This is a genomic window from Halobacterium hubeiense (assembly GCF_001488575.1).
Lineage (GTDB): Archaea > Halobacteriota > Halobacteria > Halobacteriales > Halobacteriaceae > Halobacterium > Halobacterium hubeiense.
The window spans coordinates 95,320-120,047 of sequence record NZ_LN831303.1 but is presented as its reverse complement, the minus strand read 5'-3'; the positions used below and the strand labels follow the sequence as shown (position 1 = coordinate 120,047).

The window sequence follows — 24,728 nt, the reverse complement described above, 5'->3', positions numbered from 1 at the left end:
AGAGATTCTTGGGGTGAAGATCCGCCGCCTCATACCGCTACTGTTGTGATTTGATTGCGTCAAGGAAGTTTGAGAGACCGGCCCCAATCCATGCTCCGTTCTCCTGGTTGATTGTAAAGTGGCCCTGGATGTCCTGAAGGGCGAATGTATCGGCCAGATAGGAAAGGTTGTGTTCGAGAGTCTGGAAATCCGGTCGATGTCCTGACGCGGTTACGCGCACCGGATCGCGGGGAACATACATTTCCCCGAAGGTGCAGAGGTGAGCGATGTGGCCATCGGGCTTCGGGATGTAGTGTGGGCCGTGGTCGTGCCAGTGCTGCTTCGATGGGAGTTGCTTGAACTCTACTTCAGAGTCTGCCTCGGTCTGGGAATCTTCGGTAGGTTGCTCTTCCGAGTAAGTGCTGTACCGATGCCTGAGGTCGCTTCCATCGAGATACGTCGTCGTAGAGCCTTGACGGATGGGGAACCGTGGCGGGTCGATGCCGAAGCTCCGAACGGCGGAATCGCCACGTGCTTGAAACTCGACTACGTCCCCTCCATCGATGTGGTGGACTTCGATTTCAGGCTCAAGACGTGGCGAAACGTGGCGGCTCAACGTTTGACTAACTTCTTCCTCAAGTTTCTGGAGGTCCGTCACACCGGTTACAACGGGGCCATCATCTCCCTCTGCGATTCCAACTAGAACAGATCCACTACCCTTGTTCGAGAACGCCACGATCTCTTTCACGATCTTCTCGTTGTCGACGTTCTCGTGCTTGATCTCGACGGTCGAGGTCTCGATGTTCCCCTCCTCGAGTAGACGCTCTACGTCCATTCGCTGTTCAAATTAGTCAGTCCCTCAGTAGCACCTTAACGTTATCTCAGCTGGTCCGGGAGTAGCTATAAACAAGTAGTAATTTAACTGCTAGCTATGGGTAGTCACGGTCAAGCCTTCGAACGAAGTGGCGCGGTCAAAGAGTTCGTCGACGACGAGGGACGACACTACTACATCGTCCAGTTCGGGGACGAGAGCGGGCGAATCCTGCAGAAGCAGCAGAGCGACGAAGACAACTCAGTCGCCGAGTACGTTCCTCGTGACGAATCTGCTATGGAGTCGATGCGGATGATCGCAGCGTCTTCCGACTTCGAAGTCCGAGAAGACAGGAACACGCAGCAGAACCTCCAGAACCTCCTCGACGGCGGCTGGTAGTCTGAAAGGAGTCGAGACTGCGGAGTCAGTCTGTCACTCCTTGACTCGTGAGACGAGCTGATCCAATTCGTCGAGGTCAACGAGAGAGCAGTCGATTGAGCGGAACATCGCGTCCCAGTCGATTCGCCCGAAGTCCCACTTCTCCGCGACGACCACAGCCTTCGGCGCGTCAAGTTGCCGGAAGTCCCCCATCTCCGCGTACGCCCGTCGCATGTGGTTGATGTACGTGCTACGATTCGCGGAGCGCGAGGTCTCCTTGACCTCTACGTAGCCCTTCCTGACGCCATGTTCGTCGAGGAGTACGCAGTCGACCTTCCAGCGATTCCCCGACTTCCCCACTTCGAACTGCTTGGCGCACTCGTAGCCGGTCCGCTCGGAGAGCGTGTCACGGAGTTCCTGCTCGAAGTCACCCGGGACTGATGACACAACGGCGAGTAGAGAACAGAAATATCATAAAATCCCCTGATTCTCCAAGTGGCTCCTATGGAAGGGAACAATCCGGCCACTATTCTCGTTTAGGTACGCAACCGGGTCGTCAACACTCTGTGGCAAGTAAAGAGCGACGGCAATTGAACGATCCACTCCACGAGACATCAAGTGGATACGGTTGAATTCCATAGATCCCATCTCCAACATCTGATCAAAGTTCAACATCCATTCCGGGGTCTCGTAATCCAGATACTCTAAGATAGTCGTGAGAATACCGTAGTACTTCACTAATACAAACCGAATATCTGTGTTGACAAGTTCCAAAACATTCCGGATAGACTTATCAAGGCTCCCATCATTCACGTTCTCAGCATCTCTACGGCTCTCAATCATTGCGTGATAGGTATCTCCTCTAAGCCAGTGATTCGCAGTAACTACAATTGGTTCAAGAGCCCCATAGTCTGTCTCGACGTGCTCTGGATCAACGCCAGCTACGTCGTCGTTAGTGAACTTGAAAATCTTGTTTAGCTGCCTCGTAATCCTCAAAAAGGAAGAGTAAGAAAAGTCGCGAGAGTTAGTTCCGATAATCCACTGTTCGGGGTTGGACTGTACCACATTAAATAGGATATCCTGCTTTATTGGGTCAACAGTCGGGTTCTTGCGTAATAGCGAGTTAGGGATTTCAATATCCGATAGTGTTCGCTCTAGGGCGCTATTAACCCGTTCAATCTCACCCTCCTCCATTCCCTTGTTAGATAGATATGAACTGATTTCCTGGTCTTTTAGATATCTTCCACGAAGAAGGACGGAGGTGTACTTGACAGAGGGCTCTTCAACCGAGCCCAGATCTTCCTGCTGTAAGGCATTAATAAGTTCATCTGAATCATCCACAGCCTGATTTGTCGCAGGCTCAACCGCCTTGTCACCAGTATTCTCGAGCTTATTGTCTGCCCACTCTTCATCTTCACCCTCGATACAGTAGATCGCCCCGTAGAGTTTAGTGTCAATCCGTCCTACTCGACCGATGAGGTTCCCGAATTCAAAGTCGCTCAGTTCATTCTGACCCCGGTTTGAGCTTACCAAGAAAATTTTCTCCGCAGGTAAATTGACACCCTGCATTAGTGTTGGAGTTGTAACTATGGTATCGATGACTGCTTGATTACTGTATATCTCTTCAATTTTTTCTCGCGCAATCTTGGGGACCATCCCGTGGTGAAACGCTACGCCTCGTTGCAGACAGTCGATGAGAGAGTAGTCTTCATGGATCGTCTCTTCTAGGAAATTGATTAAGTCATCAAGTTCCTCAGAAGAGGTCTGCTTTTCTTTATCTTGAGCGATATATTTCGCTCTATCCTCAGCATAGTCCTTCCTGCTTGAATAGACCAGATTCTTTGAGTCCGATCCAAATCGGCGAACGATTTTGCGCAAGGATTTCTTCTTATTCCCCTTGACCTCAGAGTAAGTCATTGACTCAGGTTCGGGGACCTCAATTTCCTCTATATTTCCAGAGGGGCTATGTATTCTAACTTCCAGCTTCCGATTCTTTGACCGATTCTGGCTGATAAACCTCAACACGCACCTCATTTGCAGAACGGGAGTGAATCCTGTCTTCACCTCCGCAACCTCGTTACTGGTTAAATCTTCAAGTGTCTCCTGCGGATTCTCAAGATAAGGACCAGCAGCGACAACTTGAGCTGAGGAATAGTAGTCTTCAAGCGAGCGAACAATATTCTCGAATAGGACACCTCGTTCGTCGTCCTCTATATTTTGAACTTCATCGAAGAAGACCAGATTAGGGTCAATCTCTTTCCGAACATCCGGGTCAATTAGCTTCAGGCATCTCTCCGGGGTCACCACCAGGAAGGAGTTATCTGATCTATCCTCATCCTCCGGGAAGTGTGCGCCTGTGAGGACATCAAACTCGTTTTCGGGACTATCCAGCGAGTCGTTCAAATCCGTGAGTTTCTGACTAACCTCAGAAATTAAAGCCCTTGTTGGAACAACATAGATGACTTCAAAGTTACCAGGCTGTCTCGCCATTTCCTCAATATACCTCCGCAATATGAAGGATTTACCTGCCGATGTTGGTCCTGAGATAGCCACGTTTCTTCCCGCAAGGAGATGCTCATAGATTTCCTTCTGAAATTCGGAGAGAACATCTCCATTCTCAAGGCTGTACCGACTGGAATTGGTGCCGAGCTCTGTTCCCAAAACGGAGTCTAACGAATGAATGAGGTCTGCTTTGAAATTTACACGACTCTCGGACCGCTTCACGTTTCTAAACGCGGGAAGATTGCCAACACGAGAAAGGATGATATACAGATACCGCTCATACATCTCCTCATATTCCGTATCATTATAGTGTAGATACGATAGAATACCGAATGCGAGGGCCTTCCGTTTATGTTCTGAATCATCACTAGAAGCTAGAAATGACGCCACCCACGCACTCTTCTCCACATTTTCTTGGGTTAGGTCACCATGTGGGGATATCGTCTGATTTCCCCAATTAGATAAACCACCCGTCTCCCTTACGCCCAGATCATCCCTTATGAGGTTCTCCGCCATCTGGTCCAGACAGCGGTTGAACGATTCAAGCTCAGCAGCGACTGAATACGTGTCCATTAGTGATTAACGCTGTGGGGGAAGATTTCTTCCTGTAACCGTTCACGGAACTCGTCAACATCTTCTAGCGGGAATAGCATGAAGACGGTCTCGTACTTCTCAAGGTTGGGATAGTCCTCTGACAAAGACTCTTGGACATCTTTTTGTATTTCTGAATCTTTTATTTCGGTCACGATCTCCTCTTCTAACTCCTGTGGTGAGTTACACTCCTTCTGTTTCTCGGTAAGCCAGTCCGCTTGATATCCCAGGAAAATAGGATGGACATGCAGATGCTGGCTTTTCCCAGGGGAAAACACGTCTAAGAGGCGTTTGAATTGATCTTCGTCGAGATTTGCACTCAGATTATTCCGAGCTACACGGAGTTCATGGCGTGTTTTCGCGTCACCCTGAGCACCGTGGAAGCGATCGGTACTCTCGAAGGCGCTGTCGATACCCTGACTCTTCCTTGTGTAGATTTTTGCCTCCCCCACACCGAGGGCCTCATTTCCATCATACAGGCCATAGAACAGAGCGTCTGCCCCTTTCTGATCTTGTACCGGCTCCTGCATCAGCCCGATTTTATGGCTGACTAACGGCAAATCAAGAAGAGCATCGACGAGTACGAAGAGAACTAACTCGCCAAGTTTTCCGTCGTATTTTGAATCTTCATCGAAGTCCGCTCGACGCTGAGCCTCTCGATACGGGAAATCATAGTCATCGACCTCATCTTCTGGAAAGACGAAATATGGGTATTTACGCCCTAGGAACTGGATAAACGCCGCATCATCTAACGTTCCCATGCCGGGCTTGATGCAATAGGTAGAGACCTCTAAGCTCTGGAATTGCCAGCTTTCGACTTCGAAAACGTGGTCCAGCAGTTCTTCTTGGTCAAACAGTGTGCTTTCAGCCCACGGATCAGTAGTTGAATCAGACATCAGAGGCCCCTTCTGTCGAGGTGTTACCCCTGTGGACTGTCCACTGTAATAATATTTTTTACTAGGTTAGTTGGAGCTAGGTGGAACTTCGAATTCAGATTCAATACGAATCGAATGTCTCCTGAGCGTCGTCATCAGGCCGCACGAAGCTTCTTTTTTGGATTTCTTGATACAGCGAGTGTCCCGACTGCCATCCCTCTCGCAGTTCGTCACGGTGTTGCTCGAACCACTCCGGAGGAAGCAGAACCTCGACTTGTGGCGGCGAGTGCTGATGTGGAACGTCGGGGCGAACGTGAGCATTCGGAGCCGGTATTGAGGAGAAGTCGTCGTAGACAGTCGGTGTATGTGGCTGGCTAAACGCGACATTCTTCCCGTGGAAGTGCTCCGGTTCGAGCCAGTAAACGGTGTAGCCCGCATCTAGGAAGTCGTCCGTAGCGGCGTCGATATCTTTCTCCTCGTGGCGGTACTGGACCTCTGCCACGATTCCCTCGCCGAATACGCGATGCGGGTCTGAATGAGGAAATCGGACAGCAGCGTCAGCGCGTCGGTCGTGGATTTCGACCTCGACGCCTGCTTCAGCGTGCTCGGGGAATCGGTCCTTCAGCTTCGAGAGAGCGATAGACTTCATGCGGCGGTGTTCCGCCGACTCTCCGCCTTCGCCAGCGCACTCGTTCCCATCTCCTCCGTTCGAAGCGTGGTAGAAGTGCTTGGCGACGAATGTACCCTGTCCACGAGTGTACGAACTCCGGACGTACATCTCGGTCCGACAGTGTGGACAGATTAGCGTCGTTCCAGACGCATCCTCGACTTCTTCGGGGGCTACAGGTTCACCGTCCCGAAGAGCGATGAATGGCATCTGCGATCACTATAGAACGCGTCCCGGCCGCGGTCTCGGCTGATTTCTCGCGTCAACCTCCCCTTCGAGGTACAGCCGCCCCCACGTCGTTAACTCGTACATCTCGCTGTGAATCGGCTCTATCAGGTCGGCGTCGGCGAGTAGCTGGCAGCGCTCTCGAATCCGCTCCTCTGAAGCGTCCATGCTAAGCTCGTGCTCCAGCACGTGCGGCATGGTCCACGGTTCATCGTTAAGGTATTCTAAGATACGTTCATCGAGCGAGCACATCCATTCGGCGGGCTTGCGCATCGTCATAGCGAGCGGATTCAGGAACCGTTGACTTCCTCAGGCGACGCACTCGGCGACTCTCCCGCAGATTCGTTAATATAGGCCTCCGTCTCGGCATTGTACTCTCCTCTGAGGTAGGCCTTGCCCTCGTCAGTGATGACGTAGACGCCATTACCGAGGTGGTTGAGAAGACCTCGTTCCGCAAGCTTCCGGAGACGGCGAGAGATTTGGGACTTAGAGATTTTGAGGTACCCCGATTTTTCGAGTTCGGAAGGTGAACCGGATTCTTCCTGCTCAATATACTCGAGAATACGGTCGTCCCAAATCGTCATCCATGAACCCGACTGCCTCATTGAGCGCAAATTTGCCCTAACAACGCCTAATAGTCCGGGATGTAGTATACTTGCTTTGCCCGAAGCACAAACACTCTTTAAAGAGAGTTAGTGCCACGTCGTTGCATTTATGCTGTATGCTGATATTGGTGTAGACGCGAGACCGCTGGCTGGGCGTACGAGACTCTTATCGGTCGTGGAAGACCGGGGCGCGCTGCAACGCGCCCCGAGAAGTGGTTTCGCGGTACCCGAGTATGACCGCGAACACAAACGCGGGGTCAATTCCCCGCACGGCCGGAGAGGTGTCGCTATCGCAAAAGTCCACCGAGAGCGTTCTCTGTGCTATCTGTCGGGCGCGTTCGGCAGACGGCCTGAACGCTGACGGACGGCCGCTCTGCCGGTCCTGTGCAGCCTACGCGTCGACAGTCGCCTACGACGGCGGTCACACTACCCGCGAGTTCGAAGCCGCGAAAACCCACACTCGGAACATCATCAACTGCTTCGCTGGCGTCGACGAGGCGAACGTTACGGTTCGCCATAATCGCGAGGACCTCTTCGTCGACACGGTCGAAGGCACGAACCTCCCCGCCGGCCTCCTCGCCCAAATCGAACGGCGGGCTGGCCTCCGATTCTGTGCTGTCGAACCATCGACCACAGAGACCGATGGTGTCCGTGCGCGGTTCCAATTCGACGACACCACTGTCCTCAACCGTCTTGCCGGTGAGTTCCAGCGTCGGTTCGAACAGGCGGCCGACGCGAAAGCAGCGTACGAACAGCGTGACGACGAACACAACGCCGGCGTTGAGCATGGTCGCACTCTTGCCTACCAGGACGCACACAGTGCCGTCCGGGCAGCAAAGCGGGGTGAGGGCGATGACTGACGCGCTCGCATCCTGTTCGGCGTTCCAACGCGATGTCCTGTGGACGCTCGCCCATGAGGGCGCAAGCAAAGGCACAGCCATCCAAGCCGCCCTCGCGGACTACTACGAGGAAGACGTCAACCACGGCCGCCTCTACACGAACCTCGACGCACTCGTCGATGCTGGCCTCATCACGAAGAGTGCTCGCGACCGCCGCACCAACGAATACGCACTCACCGATCTCGCTCGCGACGCACTCGCCGCACGCCAGCGCTGGCAGGCATCGGAGGAGGTGTCGCTATGAGCGACTCCCACACCACCAACATCGACTGGGATACTCTGGGATTCGTGGCGGCCTCGGACTACCGGCGCGCAGTCATCACCGCCCTCGACAACGACGGCCCGGCGACGCCGACGACGCTCGGTGAGCGCACTGGCCTCGCGATTACGCACGTCTCGCGCACGCTCACGGAACTCCGCGAGCGCGACGTAGTCGAACTGCTCGTCCCCGAAGAGCGCTCGAAAGGCCGCTTCTACGGGCTCACCGACGCCGGCGAAAGCGTCGCCGCGGAGGTGACCTCGCATGAGTAACCACCCGCGGGGTACGCCTCTGGCTGGCGTCGAATGCAACCCCAGCACACGCACCCATGTCCCTCGCGAGGCGACGAGCAAGAATGCCAGCCACGCGAGCACACGCCCACCGGCCTGCCTTCTTCACTCCAACTGCGAGTCAACGGCACACCGTGGGAAGCGTCGCTGCTCGGGGAGCTCCCGGTGATCCCCATGCAGCCGCCGCACTCCCACACGCCTAGCGACAGCACTCCCCACCCCGAAACGACCACCCCATCCCATCGTCGCAAGCCCCCCGCACACCCACCCAACGAGCACGACTCACGAGACGACTCGACGACGACCACCCGACTGATTGCTGACGGTGGCCGGCCAACGCGGACGTGCGAAGACTGCGGACTAACCAGCCGCCGCCGAGATCTCACGCCGACCGCCGATGGCTACTTGGTCTGCCCGGGGTGTGGCCGTGTCATCGAAGCCTACACTGGTATCGATCTCACAGACCCCAGCGCGTACGTCCTCCGCCTCGGCACGAACCGGAGTAACACGCACATCTATCACTATCCTGACTCGGAGAATCCGGTTGCGCCGCGTTGCCCGAGCGCCTACCGCGATGCTGCGGTTTACCGGCCAACCACACAGGATCGGCTCTCCGAGAAGTACACGCGGTGCAAGCGGTGTACGAACCCCACGCCAACCAACGACGAACGCCCCCAGCACGCCACCCGTTCAACAACCGTCTGGTACAGCCAAACGGGTGATGTCTACCACGCCGATGCTGGCGGCATCCCCGCCTGCCCCGAAGTCATCCCACACGCCACCGAGCACACCCTCGACGAAGCACACCGCCACGGTAAACGCCCCTGCAAGGACTGCCAACCACGCCAACCCCCAGAAGACACAGAAACAGACCCGTCAGCCCGCTCAACGACGCTGGGTGATTTCGCATGACGACCCACATCGAACACCCGTCAGGAAACCACCTGAGGGCAGTCGGGGTGTCCGACAAGCGTTTACTACGCTCCGGTGGAAACAACGCGCCATCAGGTGAGCAATACCCCACGCTAGGACACAGTAATTACCGTGACACCACGACCCTGAAGCCCACGAACGCGTCCCACCGCGTTCGCGGGATGCGGGTCGTGGTGCCGAAGAACCACCACGTATGCGCGGTTCTTCTTTCGCGGGCAATTGGTAAAACCGTTTCGCCCCTTCACCAGCCACGCGTATCTGCTGGATTCCGGCGTAACACGCACTGAAGCCCCAGTAGCCCAACGTATGCGTAGTCAGCCCCACCACGACCAGACGCCCTGCATCCCCCCAGCCGGAGGCCCGCCGATGACCGACCACGTCAACGGCTACTCCGAGTGCAGCTGGTCCCGGACCATCGAAGATGCCCCCAAGGAGGTGGCCCGATGAGCCAGACACCCGGCTTGACGTGGAGCCAACAGGCCCCCCTCACCGCGGACGTCGAACTCGAAGACCCACCCGTGTCCCGCCCGGAGCTCTGGCGCCGCATCGTCGTCCCCGAGGCCTTCTGGTCAGCCCTTGATGATGCGCTGCAGGCGTTCGTCGAGGACGCCTCAGACACGTGGGAGCTGAATGAAACCCTGCGAGCGACGACGACACCAGAGTTCGCAGATGTCGCTGTGCAGTACGTCACGGCAACGGCTGGTGACAAGCGTGGCGCAGAGAAGGAACGAGAGTTTCGCCGGCAGACTCGAAATCTCGGCGGTTACGGCGTCGACACGTCCCTTGAGGACGTGCGCGACGGGCCGCTGGCGTTACTCCAAGCTGCCGACGTCGTTCCGGACGTCGTCCTCACCATCGACGCTGACTGGCTGGACAGCGTCACGAGTACGCAATTACGTCGGTGGCTGTCGTTCCTCCCAGTGCTCGCAACCGCCTGCGCCGTCCGCGTGGTCGTCTCGCCCATCGCAGCCCGCCGACTCGTCCGGAGCCACGCCGGGAAGCTGCCCGCGGACAGCGTTCAGCAACTCGCACAGCCGTCCGGCAACGCGTGCGACCACGCGCTCGTCGGCGACCGGACGCCACTCTCCGGCGACCGCGAGCTCGCGCGCGACGCCCTCGATGCGCTGGACCGTGATGGGCCGCTGCTAGCTGTGCTACGGGCGCTAGCGACGACGGCCGACCAGATGCTCACGTACGACGCACTTGACCGCCACGTGCTCCTCGAGGACGCGCCACGGGCGACGTGGCGCTCACGCCTCTCGCGACTCCGCGATCTCGGCGTGGTCGACCGCCAAGAGTGGGCGGGCGTCGCCCATCATCGTCTCACGACTGCTGGTCTACTTGTTGTCCAAGAGGACGCCGAGGAGCGCGGTGAGGAGCCACCCACTCCCGGGAGCGGTTGGGAGACCGAACACACCGAGCAGACACCCAAGCCGCACAGCACGGCAACTGACGCTGCTGGCGCCGATGGCGCGCGCGAGGAACGCGTGCGCCGTGGCGACGGTGCGGATGAGGCGTTGTCCGGCCGTTCGGCACCCCCCAAATCTTCCAGCGGGGGCCGTGTACCCATACGCGGGCAAGACAGCCCCCGGGACGCCGAGGGCCGGGACGTGGCGGCTGAGGGGCGTGAGGTCGCCGAGAGCGGCCGTGAGACGGGCCGCCCCGGCAAGGAGGGTCGGATGCGGCCTGATCGCCACGCCGCGCTCCACTCGGTCACGAATGGCGCGGATATCGTCACCCGTGACCGTCCGGTAGACAGCGTGAGCGGCCGCCGAACCCGGTATGATGAGGAGCGCGACGAGGTTTCGGTCTCGGTGGACTACTCCGACGACGTGGCGGTACTGGCGGTGCGGCTGTGCGCCGCGTTGACCGAGGGAGATGCCTGGAATTCCGCACTGTCACAGGAACGTCTTGACGGTGCTGGCGGGGACTTAGCTGGCCTTGTGACGTCGAATCCGTACATTCTACGGAAGGGCCGCTGCCTCGGCTACTTGGCGAACGAGGACGCGAACGGCCACGACTTCCGGGAACGACTTCACAAGGAGCGGCGGGCACTGCTCGCGATGCTCGACGATCTCCGCAGCGAGGACGGGGAGTTTCGGACGGACATCGCCAGCGAGGTCGCCCGGCGAGTGGACTGCTCGGAACGCTCGCCCAGCTCTACGACCTCCTCGGCATCGACATTGTTCGCGAGATTCGCGTCAAGAACTACCGTCGCGACGTCCACGACCGCCGCCGCATCCTCGTGAAATTCCTCTCATCGGCCATTCCGAAATCGGCGCGCTACGGCCACTATTCAGCGTATCGCGTCCTCTACGAGCCGCGGAGCGAGAAGCGGTGCAACGACAACACGCTCGGCCAGCCGGACACGAGAGGCGACGAAACGGGCGAACACATCGGGTCGTGGGTCATCTCGGGGCCGGGCGCCGACGACTTGCGTCCCGACCTCGAAGGCTGTGCCGGCCGGGAGTACGACCTCCAAGCGGATGCCGAGAACTTCGCGGCGTTCGAGGTCCCAGTCGTCGTCGAGGACGGCTGGCGGCGGGAAGCCATCGCAACGGCGGTGAACCGGGTCGGTGTCGGGAAGAATCTCGAAGGGACACGGGCCATGATTTCGACGCTGGCCGCGCTCTTGGGGAGCGTCCATGACGTCGCGGCGGCGATCTGGGGGCTCGGCGCCGAGGACGAGTGCCGTGAGATAGACCTCGCGGAGCTCCGGCCGGCGCTGGGCCGGCTGCCGGCGGACCGAATCCTGCCCGACGTCGGTGGGAACACGGTCTCTCGAGTGGTCGCGGCGCTGCTGGAGGCCGACGAGCCGCTGTCGGCGTCGACGCTGGCGGAGCGGGCGGACGTCTCGACGCAGAGTCTTCGCGATAATCGGGGCGTCCTGGAGGCGTTCGGCCTCGTCGATGTCACCGAGCAGGGTGCGGGTCGCGCTTCGCTGTGGCGGTTCTGTCTGCCGTTCAAGAGCGAACGCTTCGATGACGTGCCGGAACGGGAGCCCGAGGAGTACCCCGGCGAGGGGTCGGTGCTGCGGCCCTCGGCGCTCCTGCAGGAGCGTGACCCTCGGGTGTCGGAGGCGGTTCTGGCGGTCCTGGAGGGGCCACTGATGGAGCTCGGTATCGACGTGACGAGTACCGAGGAGTGGTTGGATCTCGTTACGGACTACCGGCTGAGTGCTGAGGAAGCAGAGGCGACAGCGAAGCGGTGGCCGTGGATTCGGCCGTGGATGAACGTAGCTGCGGCGTTGCTCGGCTGGGATTGCAAGCTGTTCACGGATGGGTGGTTGGAGACGTCGTCGACGGAGTACCGCTTCGGGGCGGCACCGCGAGCAGACCAGACGACGCTGCGGAAGGCAACAGCGGACTGATGCCGAGAGGAAAGATCCGAAAGTCCGTGTGGATGGTTTATTCTCGAATGCCGGCGCTAGAGATCGCGGGGCTGGACCGTCTTGCGGTCGTTGGCCTCGGCGCGTTCGGCAGCGTCGGCGAGCAGTTCGGCGACCTCTTCGTCGAGGGCGTCGTAGAAGTCCGCCGCAACGTTGCTGTCCGCGAGCTCGTCCTTGACGGCTGCTTTGACGATGAGTTCAGACATTCCACCCGGGGGTTCTCCGGTCCCATATATAAATGTTCGAAGTTTCTTTCTCGTGAATGTCGCGCGTCGTACTGCCGTTGGATGTCCGGAATACCGGAGGTATCTTAATCAACGCGTAAAAAGTAGTGACTCAGACGGATGTACGGCTTGACTGGATTCCAACGCGACCTATTGTATGTAATTGCTGACTTTGAGGAACCACACGGCCTCGCTATCAAAGACGAGATCGAGGACTACTACGAGAAAGAAATCAACCACGGCCGAATCTACCCGAATCTCGACGAGCTCGTGGACAAAGCCCTCGTTGAGAAAGGCGAACTCGACAGGCGAACGAACTCCTACACGCTGACGGAGCGTGGCCGCCGCGAGCTCGCTGCGCGCCGCGAGTGGGAAACCCAGTACGTTGACCTCAGTGAGTAAGCCTCGGTGGAATTGAGGTCCGGTTCGAGTACTAGTAGTTGAAATACGATTTCTTTATTCAGTGTAAGAGGTGAAACAACTGGTCAGTACAGGTTGTGCCGTTATCCCAATTGAGCGTGAATGAGAGAAAATAAGTCCTTGTAACATACGTTCTATAACAATGATCGAGTGGTTCGGTGGAGGACAGGACGTTATCGATATCTTCATTCCATTGTTCGGGATTTGCGTGCTCTTGATCACTCCAAAGATAACCGACACCGGCCGCAGTAGACGATATTTTGTTTCAGCGTTCATTTTCTGGCTTAGTTTCCAAGTACTGATCGGACTCGAACAAGGAACTCTTGTCTCATTTCCCCATCTAATCGGGTTGATTAGTGCAATTCTGCTGTTAATCGGATTTATCGGGTTGCTCTTCCGCGGACTCTTTGCCGCGTGGAAAGAACAAGAATCTTCCATCTCCTCGGTGTGATGTCACAGCGTTAGAAAGGGTTGTATCTGATACATTCGCCATTGGCTGAGCGGCTGTTCCACGCCAAATCAGCTAGTGAGAACTCCGACCTACATTTATCATTCTACGGGTAACAGTTACGGCCAAGAACTCTTCCATGAGTCACCTTGCAGAAATCACAGTCGGCGTTAGTTCCGTAGGTATATTCGTATACATGTTCCTTATTGGAGGGACAGCAGCGGGTGGTATTCTGTTGGGGCTTCTTCCAGTGCTAGTGTACGTGGCGTGGCGTTATTTATCGTATAACGACGGTGCGGGCGGTCAAGGTAGCTAGGCAAACCCACATAGAGTAGCACATTCACCTACCGGGTGTTTCAGTCCAAGTCAGCTAAGGAGAACTCGCCTTGATGTGGTGAGCAGATTCGGTAAGTACAGGTTATGCACGCATCACTCAATCTTGTTTGAATAGCCAAGATTAATGATGGTCTCCGGGAAATTCGTTCTATGGCAGAGTCACAATGGAAACTGTGGGTTGATGAGAACGTTGTCTATGCAAAGTTCCCGGAGGGAATGCCAGCGGAGGAATCGGAATTCATTCGAATCAACGAGCGTTTCGAGGAACTCGCTGAGAAGGAGCGGGTAGACGCGCATGTCTCAATAATCCAAATGGAAAGTTCCCTTCCGAAGGAAGTGGTCGAAAAGGCGGCTGAAGCGGCCAAGGCGGGGAAACCGCATGGAATCACGAAATGGGCACTCGTGTCGAACGGAATCAAGGGAATGGCCTTCGCAAGTTCCGTTAAGAAGATAGATGGGGTTGAGGCGAAATCGTTCAAGGACGTAGCAGAAGCTGGAGAGTGGGCTACTAAGTGAAGGTATAGTGCTCAGTTCGCATCCCGACTGAGCGGCTGTTCCACTTAGTATTCGCTAGTAAGAATTCGCCTCGATGTGGTGCGTAGCTTCGCTAAGTACGGGAAAGCTACGTGGCGCTACAGGTGGTTTCTATGCTTGCTGGGTCTCGTCAGCTCAGGCTTGAAGAATTTCGTCATTACTTAGATAGTCTATCGTACGCACACATGTTCTAATGCGGTTTCTCTTAGAAAACCCAGAATTTGAACCCCTCCAACATTAGATTCAAAACGAGAATTCGTTTGCAGGCTTTGTCTCTCGGGACGTATCACCGCCGGAGATTCACGGCGGCAGGGCCTGACAACCCACCAATCGCGTCACTGTCCCGCCGAAGGTGGTGAGCTCGTGACCGTCCGCTCCAGCCAGCTACAACCCCGTGAGACCACGTTGCGGGTCCCGGATTCAGATTCTAAAGTTCTCCCGGGGACACTGGCTGGGAACGCAACCGGCCGTCCCTCCCGAGGATAACGTACTCGCAGTCCTCCGAGAGCGGTACATCCGTGGCGAGATCGACGACGAGGAATTCGACCGCCGTCGCGGCGGTCTATGGCCACGGCAGCGGATGTGCCCGAGCACGACTGACGTACTCAATTGATACTGTGAACTCTCGGCGAGCTGTCCGTCAGTGGTCGTGTCCCTCCATCACCATCGGATGCCCGGTGGCGTATTCGTCCGGGTCCTCCTCGAAGGTCTCCTCGCAGGTCTGCGAGCAGAAGTAGTACGTCTCACCGTCGTGGGTCGCCGCTGGCTCGCTGTCGTCAGTCCGCATCCCACAGACGGGGTCCCGGTACTGGCCGGGCGCACCGAGGCCGCGATGATACACGTACAGGAGGAACCCGGAGAGCGCGAAGGCGATGAGGTTGAGGTAGAACGTGTAGTTGAGTTCGAAGTACGTCTGCTCTGTCGCCGTCTCCCCGCCGGCCAGGTCCGGGACGATGCCGAACGCGTCGAACAGCAGCTCCATGAGGAAGCCGGTGAACGCCATCGTCACGAAGAAGACGCCGAGGATGTACAGCATGACCTTCCAGCCGTAGTACTTCCGGTAGACGTTCAGCACGGGGATCGTGATGAGGTCGGCGTAGACGAACGCGATGACGCCAGCGAAGCTGATGCCGCCGCCCCACAGTGCGACGGCAAACGGGACGTTGCCCATGCTGCCGACGAAACTGAGAACGGCGATGGCGACACCCATAATCGCGTTCTCGGCGGTCACAAGCAGTCCATCGCCCTGGATGAACAGGGTGTTCCACACCCACTGGGGGACGAAGACGATGACGAACCCCGAGATGAGGAAACCGGCGATGACGTCCTTCCAGATCATCGACCACTCCTTGCGGTACTGGTTCCCGACCTTGTACCAGCCACCCCACGACAGCAACTCCTCGCGCCACCCGCCGCGACTCGACGTTTCCTGCAGATACGTCTCCATGCAGCCCTCCGAACAGAATTTGAGCGTCTCACCGCCGTCGGTCGTAAGCGTGTACTCGTCTTTGCCTTCCATCCCGCAGGTTGGATCCTCGGTGACGCCCGATTCGCGGTCGCGCTCGTTGAGCGTCTCTCGGACCTCGTCGAAGAGATTCTCCGGGAGGGTGAGGTGGACGATGACGGACATGACGGCGATGAGAATGAGCCCGCCCAGTAGCTCTGCGACCAGGAACTCCCAGCCGAGCAGAATCAGGATCATCAACCCGAGTTCGACGATGAGGTTCGTCGACGCGAACATGAACGCGAGAAAGTTGACCGCGTGCGCCCCCTTCTTGAACAAGCCCTTCCCGATGGCGACAGCGCCGAAACTGCAGCCACTACTGGCCGCGCCGAATGCAGTCGCCTTGACCACCCCACTCAAATCACCGTCGCCCAGCACCTGCGCCATCCGCTCCTTGGAGACGTACACCTGGACGAGGCTCGTGATCGTGAGGCCCATGATGATCGCCCACGCCGCGGTCCAGAGGAAGCCCACACCGATGCGGAGAGCTTCGAAGATACCATCAGTCATCGTCGCCACCATAGGTACCATTTCAAGCGGACCGTCTATTGCAGTTTTCCCTCAGATAATTGTGGTCAAGGCCGTAGTGAGTAGGCATTCAAAAGAATACCGGTGGGTGGAATACGCAGGTCAAAGGCACAACCGCATTGAATAGGTAGTGCGTAGTACAATCTGAGAACCCAAACACACGGAGGGGTCACAATATGCCGACAAACTCAGACGATACGCGACTTGTTACGCTCCTCCTCGTCATCATCGGCGCCGTATTCATCTTCCCGTTGTTCTTCATGGGCTTCGGTCCGATGATGGGCGTGATGTGGGGCGGTCACATGTGGGGCGACGGGACGATGCCCGGCTGGATGTTCATCATCGGCATCGTGATACAACTCCTGTTCCTCGCCGCCCTCGTCGGGGGTGGGTACCTCGTCTATCGCGCAATTACAGGGGATGCGGGTAACTCAGACCAAGCACTCGAGGAGCTTCGGCTCGCCTACGCCCGCGGCGAGCTGACCGACGAGGAATACAAACAGCGACGAGAAGCACTCGAACGAGACACCTGACTACTCGACAAAGCTGAAGCGTGGCCAGCTTCCCAAATCGTCGTCAATAGTCGATCCGTCCGCAACGTCTAGCATGGCTTGCTGATACACGACGCTGGGAGTATACGGACTCCTCATGGGGTCGCGACTCTGTCTGGTCGCCTTCTTCACGAATCCTGTTTTCGACCCTGCTCGCTGGACCACTACTCGAACTCCTACGAGACCACTTCCACCGCGTGCAGCCGGAGCTGGATTCAAAAGCAATTTAGGCCAGCCTAAAGAATGGCATCTCATGACAGCCGAGTACGAGGGGAGGCAAACGACGGGGGCGGGAGAGGAACGGCTGTCCGAGAGCACGGTCGAGTACGTGGCGTTCCTCACTCGCTCGGAGCACCGCTTTCACGTCCTCGACCGACTTGCGGACGGCGCCACCTCCCGCGAAGAGCTGCGCGACCAGTTAGACGCGACTCGGGTCACCCTGAGCCGCATTCTCGGCGACCTCGAGGACCGCGAACTCATCCGGCGACGACGCTCTGACGGGGAGTACGAGCTGTCCGCGTTCGGCGAAGCCGTCCACCGGGACCTCGCGCGGCTGCAGGGCACGATAACGGTGGGACAGACCTACCCGCGGCTGATCTCGCGGCTCCCGACCGACTGGTTCGACTTCGACCTCCGTTGTCTCGCCGACGGCGAACACGTCCACGGGAACAGCGAGGACCCGCTCGCGGCCGCCCGCGTCATCGCGAACGCCATCAGAGACGGAGCCTCCTGCGAGTCGCTCGTCGGGACGTTCACCTCACTCCCGATGTACGGGTACGAACAGGCAATCCAGGACGGGAACGAACCCGACGTACAGGTCGTCTTCGATTCGAACGTGACCGAGACGATGGTGGGGGACGCGTCGCTGCGCGCGACGTGGCGGGAAATCCAGTCTCAGGTCGGTTCGACGGTGTATCACAGTATCGACGAGCGCGTCCCCTGTACTGTCGATCTCGTCGATGGCGAAACGGTCTTCTTCACCGTCGACCGTGAGCAGGAGACCGGGTTCGACATCATCTCGTGTTCTCACCCCGACGTGATAGCGTGGGCCGACCGGGTTATCGGCGAGTACCGCGACCGCGCGGTGCCGCTCGCTGCGCGAACGAGCGACGCGGCCTGACGGATGAACACGGCGGTTCGTTCGTAACACGCCGTGAACATCGTTCGCGGCGGGTCGAATCGAACAGCGAGAATCACTAAGTTGTTTTAGGGCAGCCTAAACACTATGGCACGCAGACGCCAGTTGCTCGCGAGTAGCGCCAGTCTCCTCGCCGCCGGCCTCGCCGGCTGCGTCGGAAACTCCACCGAAGCGGACAGCACGGACCAGCCGACGAGTACGGAAGGCGACGCCGGGACCGCCAGCGAGACGGAGAACACCGAGGCGTCGGCGTCGGACCCGACGCCGTACACGGTCGAGATGGCACCCAACGACCCCTACACGTTCGAGGAGATACCCGAGACGTACGGCGTCGGCACCAGCCCCTTCATCGACATGGGCATGGCACTCGGAATCCACCCGACGGCGACCACCGGTCTCGAACGCGCCCCGCTGAAGTTCTACGACCTCCTCGATTTGGGATTCGACGAGAGCCAGGTCGCCAAAATCGCCAGCGACGCCGAGTCCGGCTACGACAAGGAGAACTTCTACGCCGCGGACGCCGACGTCTGGCTCATCTCCCGGAACAACATCGGCCGCTACGTCAACTGGGACGACTCCGACTTCGAGGACGTCGAATCCCAGACCGGTCCGTTCCTCGGGACGACCCTGCGGTTCGCTCCCCAGTCCGCCGTGCAGGACGAACCGAACCCGTACACGATGTACGAGGCCTTCGAGAAGGTCGCGAAGATCTTCCAGCGCCAACAGCAGTTCGCGGCGTGGCAGTCGCTGCACGACGACCTCATGAGCACCATCGAGGACGGCCTCCCACCGGAGGACGAACGCCCCACGGTCGCCGCCATCTGGCGCGGCGTCGCTCCCGACTCCGGCCGGTTCCGCATCGCGCCGCTGCACCGCCTCGGCAACAACACCAAGTCCTACTACCGCCTCGGCATGCAGGACGCTTTCGAGGGCCAGTACCCGGACGGCCCGGTCGGCTACGAGGAACTGCTCCGCGCCGACCCCGACTACATCGGCGCCGTCGGTGCGCTCACCTCCTCGACGCACAAGGAGTTCGTGACCAACGTCGTCGAGCCCTTCGAGAACAACGAGAACGGCCAACAGCTCAGCGCCGTCCAGAACGGCAACGTCATCCGAAGCGGCGGCCAGTACATGGGCCCCATCGTCGACATGTTCTCCACGGAGGCCGTCGCGAAGCAGGTATACCCCGACGAGTTCGGGGAGTGGCCCGGCGCCGTCGGTGACGTCCCGGAGAGCGAGCAGCTCTTCGACCGCCAGCGTCTCGTCGACATCGTCAACGGGGACCTGTAGGACCGATGGCGGAACTCTTCGACCGGCTCGCGGACCGCCGTGCGGCAGCCAGCCGCTGGTACGCTAGCTCGACGCTGGCGGGCGTCGCGCTCGGGAGCATCGCAGTGCTGGTCGGCGCGACACTCCTGCAGGTGAGCTTCGGCGCGTTCCCGCTGACGCTCTCGGAAGCGTGGGGCGCGGTCTTCGACCCCGGCGTCCTGTTCAGCCTCGAAGCGTGGCGGGCGTTCCTGCTCGGCGCGGACAACCCCGAGTGGTTCACCCAGCAACAGCACATCGTCTGGAACATCCGCCTGCCGCGGATTCTGGTCGGCGTGCTCGTCGGCGCGAACCTCGCCGTCTCCGGCGCCATCTTCCAGATTATCACCCGGAACGAGCTCGCCAGCCCCTACATTCTCGGCGTCAGCGACGGCGCCGGGCTCGTCGTGCTGGTCGTGCTGACGGCGTTCTCCGAGTTCCTCCCGTTCGTGCCGGTGCTGGCGGCAATCGGCGGCGGCGCGGCGTTCCTGCTGGTGTACGTCATCGCGTGGAAGAACGGCACCAGCCCCGTCCGGCTCGTGTTGGCGGGCGTCATCGTCGGCACCGTCTTCGGATCCGTCCAGCGCGCGCTGTTCTTCTTCATCGACGACCTCAGCACCGTGATGTCCGCGCAGGCGTGGCTCTCCGGGTCGCTGCTGAACACCGACTGGGGCGAGGTCCGCATCGCGCTCCCGTTCACGCTGCTGTCGCTCGCGCTCGCGTTCGTGGTGACCAAGGAGCTGGACGTGCTCGCGCTCGGCGAGGAGACGGCGGATTCCCTCGGCATGCCCGTCGAGAAGATGCGATTCGCGGTCGCCGGCATCGCCGTGCTTTCGACGGCGGCGGCCATCGCGGTCGCAGGCCTCATCGGCTTCGTCGGCCTCATCGTCCCGCACATGGTCCGTAACGTCGTCGGCGGCGACTCGCGGCGGCTCCTGCTCGGGTGTCTGTTCCTCGGGCCGGCGCTGCTGGTCGGTGCCGACGTCGGCGCGCGCCTCGCGCTCAACCCCATCCAGCTCCCGGTCGGCATCATCACGGGACTGGTCGGCGGCCCGTACTTCCTCTACCTGATGCGGAAGACCGAGAACCTGGGTGAAGTGTGATGCAGGACAACGAGCGGCCGCGTGAGCGCGCGTCGGGTCGCGACTCCTCGGCTGCTGGCGCGGACGAGGCGGCGTCGCGGACGGCGCTCGACGCGGACGAACTCGTCGTCGGATATCCAACAACCGATGAACCAGTCATCGACGGGCAGACTCTCGCGGTCCCCGAGGGTGAGGTGACGGCGCTCATCGGGCCGAACGGCAGCGGCAAGTCGACGCTGCTGAAGGGACTGGCGAACCGACTGGAGCCCGACGACGGTCGCGTCCTGCTGGACGGCCGGCACGTCGACTCCTTCGACTCGAAGGAGCTCGCGCGGAAGCTCGGGCGGCTCTCCCAGCAGAACACCGCCCCCGACACCATCAGCGTCGAGGAGCTCGTCGAACGCGGGCGCTACCCCCATCGCGGGTTCTTCGAATCCCAGACCGAAAGCGACGAGCGCGCCGTCGACGAGGCCATCGCGATGGCCGGCGTTGAGCACCTCCGCGACCGCGAGGTCGGCACGCTCAGCGGCGGGCAGACGCAACTCGTCTGGATCGCGATGGCGCTCGCCCAAGACACCGACGTGCTGTTGCTGGACGAGCCGACGACGTTCCTCGACCCCCACCACCAACTGGAGGTGATGGAGATCGTGGAGGCGCTGCGCGACGACAGTCAGATAACAGTCGTGCTCGTCCTCCACGACATCGCGCAAGCGGCGCGGTACGCCGACAACGTGGTCGCGCTCAGGGACGGCTCGGTGTACGCTCGCGGCCCCCCAGAGACGGTGATTACGAGACCGCTCCTCGCGGAGGTGTTCGACATCGAGGCGACCGTCATCGAGACGGACTACGGCCCGCAGGTCGTTCCGATCGAACCGCTCGGTGACGACGAGGCCGTCTGACTGCACTCCGTTTTCCGCGGGTCAGAATCGACCTGCTTCCTTCAGCCGTATCAGTCCGAACGATCGCTTTACCCCACCCGGAACTGTCCTCCGTAGCGAACGACTATGGCATTGGATTGCAAAGCCACCCTTACGCACCCATGTACGACCGCATTCTCCTGCCCGTCGATGACAGCGACTCCGTAACCGACGTGCACAGGCACGCCGCGGAACTCGCTCGCCGAACCGGGGCTACTGTACAGGTGTTGTTCGTTGCCGATACGAGTCGCGACAGTGTCAGTGTCATCGGCGGGGACGTCGTCGACGCCCTCGAACAGGAAGGCGAGTCTATCGTCGAGGACGCTGCAGGGACGCTCGCGTCACTGGACGTCGAGTACGGGACTGACGTCGTCCAGGGGAGCCCGGCCGAGACCATCGTCGAGTACGCCGACCAGTACGACTACGACCTGATCGTGATGCCGACGCACGCGCGCAAGGGACTATCCCGGTCCCTGCTCGGGAGTGTCACGGAGAAGGTTGTACGGTTGTCCGGCGTGCCCGTTCTCACCGCTCGCATACGGGCCGGCGGCCGGCTCGCGTTCCCCTACGAGAACATCCTCGTCCCGACGGACGGCAGCGACACCGCGCTCCACGCAGCCAGACACGCGCTCGAACTCGCAGCGACTATCGACGCGACCGTTCACGTCGTCTCAGTCGTCAACGACGTCTCACTCGGGCCCGACGTCCGCTCCGTGTTGTCGACGGAGAAACTCGAGCAGCCCGCACACGATGCCGTTGAAGCCGTTGCCGCGGCCGCCGAACGCTACGACGTCCCCGCGGTTCACACCCACGTCGAACACGGCGCGCCGACAGACGTCATCACGGCGGCCGTGGACGACCACGCCATCGACGCGATTGTCATGGGGACGACTGGCCGCCGCGGCGTCAAGCGAATCCTCTTGGGGAGTGTCGCCGAGCAAACTGTCCGTACAGCACCGGTCCCCGTGATTACGGTCGCGAACCCTGATTGACCGCATTCCCGGTCGCTCGTGTGTCTTCGAGGAGATTCGGGCACTCATCGAGGAGAACACCCGCGAGGAGCTCGAACAGTCGCTCGCCGACGGCAACCTCGCAAGTGCCGAACTCCACGAACGCCGCGGCGTGATTACGCGCTGGGAGGAGAATCTGGATGACTGCCAGTTCATAAGGCACGCGTTGGCGCTCTCCTCGGATGTCGAAGCTGCTCGCGAACAGCTGATTGACTACATCAGTTCCCGTCGCCAGTAGCGGCAATTCGCTGGAAGGATGGAAGTCCGGTATTGTCCGAATCCGGAGAAGGACGACCGCCTTCACTGCCTTGGTGCCACAAACCGGCTTGTTTTCGAAATCTGCCAAACGGAACCTGAAGTAGCTCATGAACTCAGTCATGCGAACATCTTATACTTCATGAGAAAGTAGATGAGAGTAGCAATGGGGCCTCTATGAGCAGTAACGACACCAAGCACGTTCAAACTGAACTGAACGAGGACGAATACGAACGCTTCCGAGAGTTTGCGAGAGAACACGGCCTCTCGCTGAAGGAAGCCGGCCACGAGGCGCTTCTCGAGTGGATCGAACGCCAGCAGCAAGCTGACCCAAACGACCCGGCGTTCACCGTCCTCGACGACCTTGATGACGAGTCCCCTTCAGCGTCGTCGGCGACGGACGCTCGCGAGGAAGACGATCTCGTCGACGAGTGGCACGGCAGCGACGAATCGTTCACGCTCGCCGACGACCCGTCGCAATCCTGACCGTAAATGGCTGAACCAGTCGAAACCCCGATCGGCACGGTCACAGCCGAGCATTTTCGCCCAGGGAACGTCCGCCATCAGGTCCTTGTCGGCCCGAAGTTCCTGTACGCATTATTCAATCCCCAAGATCAGCTGCACGCAGTCTCGCGGGCGTTCATGGCCTTCGTCCGCGACGGTGACCTCCCCTATCGTCGTCTCATCGTCAACGATCACATCGTCGACGAGGCCGCAACCCGGCTGAAAAAGCAAGCGTCGATGCGAAACGCAGCCACGTTCCTGACGACGATTGACGAGAGCACGCTGTATCAGTCAGAATCCGTCCCCGAGGACGCTTTCGAGGACGCGAAAGCGACGTTCATCGAGTGGACCGACCTTGATGCGTCACTTACTGATTTTACTGTTGCAGCGCATATAGAGGCATTAGAGGTCGATCACATCCTCACGTACGACCGGCACTACGATGCGTTCGACGTGACAACGCTCCCATATCGCAGTCAGGACTGAAGTGCCGAGTATGCCCGAATTCTCATCGAATGGCGTCCAGTCCTGAACTGAGTCGAAGAGCGCCCGCGACCGTATTCGGGCGGTCGTTGAGATGCTTCGCGAACCGCGGTCTGTGAACTGGGTCAGCGAACAGGCCGACGCCGCTTGAAGCACGACCAACGAGGGACTTCCGGATCTTGTCGATCAGGGCCAGCTGCGTCGCGTTGAGGCCGGCCAGACGGCGCGCTACCAGCCGGACTACGCGCGACTGCTCTTCGAGGAAATCCGCACGTTCATCGAAGAGCCGCGAGCGATTATTTGCCAGTTGTACCACCCAAGTATTTCACTGGGTATCGCATGAGGGGCGCACATGGCATTCACGGACGAACTGGAAGTGGTCGCCGACCCCATCTGGGACGCTATCGCCTCTCACCCGATGGTCGAAGCACTCGGAGACGGCACGCTCGACGAGGCGCCATTCCGGTACTGGGTCCGGCAGGACTACGTCTACCTGATTGAATACTCGCGCGTGTTCGCCCACGGCGCGGCGAAAGCGCCCACGCTCGAACGGATGGGTACGTTCGCGGACCTCTTGGACTCGACGCTGAACACGGAGATGGACCTCCACCGCGAGTACGCTGCGGCGTTCGACGTCTCGGAAGCAGAACTGGCGGCGACCGAGCCGTCGCCGACGACCCGGGCGTACACCGACTTCCTCGTGCGGGTCGCAGCGACCGGCACGTTCGGCGACCTCGTCGCCGCGCTGCTCCCCTGTATGTGGGGGTTCAACGAGACCGGCAAGCGACTCGCCGAGCGCGGCACTCCCGACGACGACCGGTACGCCGAGTGGGTGCACATGTACGCCGGCGAGGAGTTCACCGAACTGACCGAGTGGTGCAAGTCCCTGATGGACGACGTCGCTGCGAACGCGACGGACGCGGACCGCGAGCGCTACCGCGAGCGCTTCGAGACGTCGGCCCGCTACGAGTACCGCTTCTGGGACGCCGCCTGGCGGCAGGAGGAGTGGTCGCTGTGACCGTCCACGGGGTGCCCGTGCTGGCTCGCGACGACAGGGGTGGTCGCCGGTGAGCGACCGGACCGGCGG

Annotated in this window: 28 protein-coding genes and 2 pseudogenes; 21 read left to right on the top strand and 9 right to left on the bottom strand. The window is 59.5% G+C overall.

All coding sequences use genetic code 11. The features are described from left to right. Positions 1-37: 37 nt before the first annotated feature. Positions 38-814 (bottom strand): AlbA family DNA-binding domain-containing protein, encoded by a 777-nt coding sequence (locus HHUB_RS13790; RefSeq protein WP_059058523.1) that lies wholly within the window; start codon positions 812-814, stop codon positions 38-40. A 96-nt stretch (positions 815-910) separates the two neighbouring features. On the opposite strand from HHUB_RS13790, the gene HHUB_RS13785 reads away from it, so the two are divergent. After that, on the top strand, positions 911-1,189 hold the full coding sequence (locus tag HHUB_RS13785) for a hypothetical protein (protein WP_059058522.1): 279 nt from the start codon (positions 911-913) through the stop codon (positions 1,187-1,189). A gap of 33 nt (positions 1,190-1,222) precedes the next feature. Here the strand turns inward: HHUB_RS13785 and HHUB_RS13780 are convergent, their stop codons facing one another. The 6 genes from HHUB_RS13780 to HHUB_RS13755 form a co-directional block, all read right to left on the bottom strand. After that, the gene (locus tag HHUB_RS13780) at positions 1,223-1,615 is read right to left on the bottom strand and encodes a hypothetical protein (protein WP_059058521.1); all 393 of its coding nucleotides are present in this window, start codon (positions 1,613-1,615) and stop codon (positions 1,223-1,225) included. A 24-nt stretch (positions 1,616-1,639) separates the two neighbouring features. Next, on the bottom strand, positions 1,640-4,243 hold the full coding sequence (locus tag HHUB_RS13775; protein WP_059058520.1) for a DEAD/DEAH box helicase: 2,604 nt from the start codon (positions 4,241-4,243) through the stop codon (positions 1,640-1,642). Next, positions 4,243-5,157, bottom strand: coding sequence for a Hachiman antiphage defense system protein HamA (locus tag HHUB_RS13770; RefSeq protein WP_059058518.1), 915 nt, complete (start codon positions 5,155-5,157; stop codon positions 4,243-4,245). Before HHUB_RS13770 ends, HHUB_RS13775 begins: the two co-directional genes overlap by 1 nt. Positions 5,158-5,257: 100 nt before the next feature. Further along, on the bottom strand, positions 5,258-6,013 hold the full coding sequence (locus tag HHUB_RS13765) for a competence protein CoiA family protein (RefSeq protein WP_143416463.1): 756 nt from the start codon (positions 6,011-6,013) through the stop codon (positions 5,258-5,260). 9 nt (positions 6,014-6,022) lie between these two features. Then, positions 6,023-6,217, bottom strand: a complete 195-nt coding sequence (locus HHUB_RS13760; RefSeq protein ID WP_238324100.1) for a winged helix-turn-helix domain-containing protein — start codon at positions 6,215-6,217, stop codon at positions 6,023-6,025. Between the two features lie 101 nt (positions 6,218-6,318). Then, entirely contained in the window at positions 6,319-6,612 is a 294-nt protein-coding gene (locus HHUB_RS13755; protein ID WP_256943900.1) for a winged-helix domain-containing protein, read from the bottom strand. A gap of 254 nt (positions 6,613-6,866) precedes the next feature. On the opposite strand from HHUB_RS13755, the gene HHUB_RS13750 reads away from it, so the two are divergent. From HHUB_RS13750 to HHUB_RS13730, 5 genes are all read left to right on the top strand, one after another. Then, positions 6,867-7,493 (top strand): hypothetical protein, encoded by a 627-nt coding sequence (locus HHUB_RS13750; RefSeq protein WP_059058511.1) that lies wholly within the window; start codon positions 6,867-6,869, stop codon positions 7,491-7,493. After that, positions 7,486-7,776, top strand: a complete 291-nt coding sequence (locus HHUB_RS13745) for a helix-turn-helix transcriptional regulator (protein WP_059058509.1) — start codon at positions 7,486-7,488, stop codon at positions 7,774-7,776. Before HHUB_RS13750 ends, HHUB_RS13745 begins: the two co-directional genes overlap by 8 nt. Next, on the top strand, positions 7,773-8,063 hold the full coding sequence (locus HHUB_RS13740; protein WP_059058507.1) for a helix-turn-helix transcriptional regulator: 291 nt from the start codon (positions 7,773-7,775) through the stop codon (positions 8,061-8,063). The genes HHUB_RS13745 and HHUB_RS13740 overlap by 4 nt, the downstream gene beginning before the upstream one ends. Before the next feature lie 1,394 nt (positions 8,064-9,457). Beyond that, the gene (locus HHUB_RS13735; protein ID WP_059058505.1) at positions 9,458-11,263 is read left to right on the top strand and encodes a hypothetical protein; all 1,806 of its coding nucleotides are present in this window, start codon (positions 9,458-9,460) and stop codon (positions 11,261-11,263) included. Next, positions 11,260-12,384 (top strand): winged helix-turn-helix domain-containing protein, encoded by a 1,125-nt coding sequence (locus HHUB_RS13730; RefSeq protein ID WP_059058503.1) that lies wholly within the window; start codon positions 11,260-11,262, stop codon positions 12,382-12,384. Before HHUB_RS13735 ends, HHUB_RS13730 begins: the two co-directional genes overlap by 4 nt. Before the next feature lie 56 nt (positions 12,385-12,440). Here the strand turns inward: HHUB_RS13730 and HHUB_RS13725 are convergent, their stop codons facing one another. After that, on the bottom strand, positions 12,441-12,608 hold the full coding sequence (locus HHUB_RS13725; protein ID WP_059058502.1) for a DUF1931 family protein: 168 nt from the start codon (positions 12,606-12,608) through the stop codon (positions 12,441-12,443). Between the two features lie 138 nt (positions 12,609-12,746). Between HHUB_RS13725 and HHUB_RS13720 the strand changes: the two genes are divergently transcribed. From HHUB_RS13720 to HHUB_RS16125, 4 genes are all read left to right on the top strand, one after another. Then, positions 12,747-13,028 (top strand): PadR family transcriptional regulator, encoded by a 282-nt coding sequence (locus HHUB_RS13720; protein ID WP_059058500.1) that lies wholly within the window; start codon positions 12,747-12,749, stop codon positions 13,026-13,028. Between the two features lie 160 nt (positions 13,029-13,188). After that, on the top strand, positions 13,189-13,497 hold the full coding sequence (locus HHUB_RS13715; protein WP_059058497.1) for a hypothetical protein: 309 nt from the start codon (positions 13,189-13,191) through the stop codon (positions 13,495-13,497). Positions 13,498-13,980: 483 nt separating this feature from the next. Continuing rightward, complete coding sequence (locus tag HHUB_RS13710; RefSeq protein ID WP_059058495.1) at positions 13,981-14,346, top strand: hypothetical protein; 366 nt, start codon at positions 13,981-13,983, stop codon at positions 14,344-14,346. A 412-nt stretch (positions 14,347-14,758) separates the two neighbouring features. After that, positions 14,759-14,977 carry an SHOCT domain-containing protein gene (locus HHUB_RS16125; protein WP_082687267.1) on the top strand — a complete coding sequence of 73 codons (219 nt, stop codon included), beginning with the start codon at positions 14,759-14,761 and terminating at the stop codon, positions 14,975-14,977. 27 nt (positions 14,978-15,004) lie between these two features. On the opposite strand, the gene HHUB_RS13705 is transcribed toward HHUB_RS16125, so the two are convergent. After that, on the bottom strand, positions 15,005-16,390 hold the full coding sequence (locus tag HHUB_RS13705) for a permease (protein WP_059058493.1): 1,386 nt from the start codon (positions 16,388-16,390) through the stop codon (positions 15,005-15,007). 182 nt (positions 16,391-16,572) lie between these two features. Between HHUB_RS13705 and HHUB_RS13700 the strand changes: the two genes are divergently transcribed. The 11 genes and pseudogenes from HHUB_RS13700 (at position 16,573) to tenA (ending at position 24,659) form a co-directional block, all read left to right on the top strand. Further along, complete coding sequence (locus HHUB_RS13700) at positions 16,573-16,929, top strand: SHOCT domain-containing protein (RefSeq protein ID WP_059058492.1); 357 nt, start codon at positions 16,573-16,575, stop codon at positions 16,927-16,929. 271 nt (positions 16,930-17,200) lie between these two features. Further along, positions 17,201-18,067, top strand: a complete 867-nt coding sequence (locus HHUB_RS13695; RefSeq protein ID WP_059058490.1) for a helix-turn-helix transcriptional regulator — start codon at positions 17,201-17,203, stop codon at positions 18,065-18,067. Between the two features lie 105 nt (positions 18,068-18,172). Continuing rightward, complete coding sequence (locus HHUB_RS13690; RefSeq protein ID WP_059058488.1) at positions 18,173-19,375, top strand: ABC transporter substrate-binding protein; 1,203 nt, start codon at positions 18,173-18,175, stop codon at positions 19,373-19,375. Positions 19,376-19,380: 5 nt separating this feature from the next. Further along, a complete protein-coding gene (locus HHUB_RS13685) occupies positions 19,381-20,493 on the top strand; it encodes a FecCD family ABC transporter permease (RefSeq protein ID WP_059058487.1) in 1,113 nt (370 codons plus the stop codon). Then, positions 20,493-21,371, top strand: a complete 879-nt coding sequence (locus HHUB_RS13680; RefSeq protein WP_059058485.1) for an ABC transporter ATP-binding protein — start codon at positions 20,493-20,495, stop codon at positions 21,369-21,371. The genes HHUB_RS13685 and HHUB_RS13680 overlap by 1 nt, the downstream gene beginning before the upstream one ends. Before the next feature lie 140 nt (positions 21,372-21,511). Further along, positions 21,512-22,381 carry a universal stress protein gene (locus HHUB_RS13675; protein WP_059058483.1) on the top strand — a complete coding sequence of 290 codons (870 nt, stop codon included), beginning with the start codon at positions 21,512-21,514 and terminating at the stop codon, positions 22,379-22,381. Between the two features lie 22 nt (positions 22,382-22,403). Next, positions 22,404-22,637: pseudogene (locus HHUB_RS17590) on the top strand (DUF7342 family protein); the annotation flags it as partial. 194 nt (positions 22,638-22,831) lie between these two features. Next, positions 22,832-23,140, top strand: coding sequence for a hypothetical protein (locus HHUB_RS13665; RefSeq protein WP_059058480.1), 309 nt, complete (start codon positions 22,832-22,834; stop codon positions 23,138-23,140). A 6-nt stretch (positions 23,141-23,146) separates the two neighbouring features. Then, on the top strand, positions 23,147-23,644 hold the full coding sequence (locus HHUB_RS13660; protein WP_238324098.1) for a type II toxin-antitoxin system VapC family toxin: 498 nt from the start codon (positions 23,147-23,149) through the stop codon (positions 23,642-23,644). A 91-nt stretch (positions 23,645-23,735) separates the two neighbouring features. Beyond that, positions 23,736-23,927 (top strand): annotated as a pseudogene (locus tag HHUB_RS17370) (DUF7342 family protein); the annotation flags it as partial. A gap of 66 nt (positions 23,928-23,993) precedes the next feature. Beyond that, positions 23,994-24,659: a thiaminase II gene (tenA, locus tag HHUB_RS13655; RefSeq protein WP_059058477.1), complete on the top strand. Its 666-nt coding sequence runs from the start codon at positions 23,994-23,996 to the stop codon at positions 24,657-24,659. Positions 24,660-24,728: the final 69 nt, after the last annotated feature.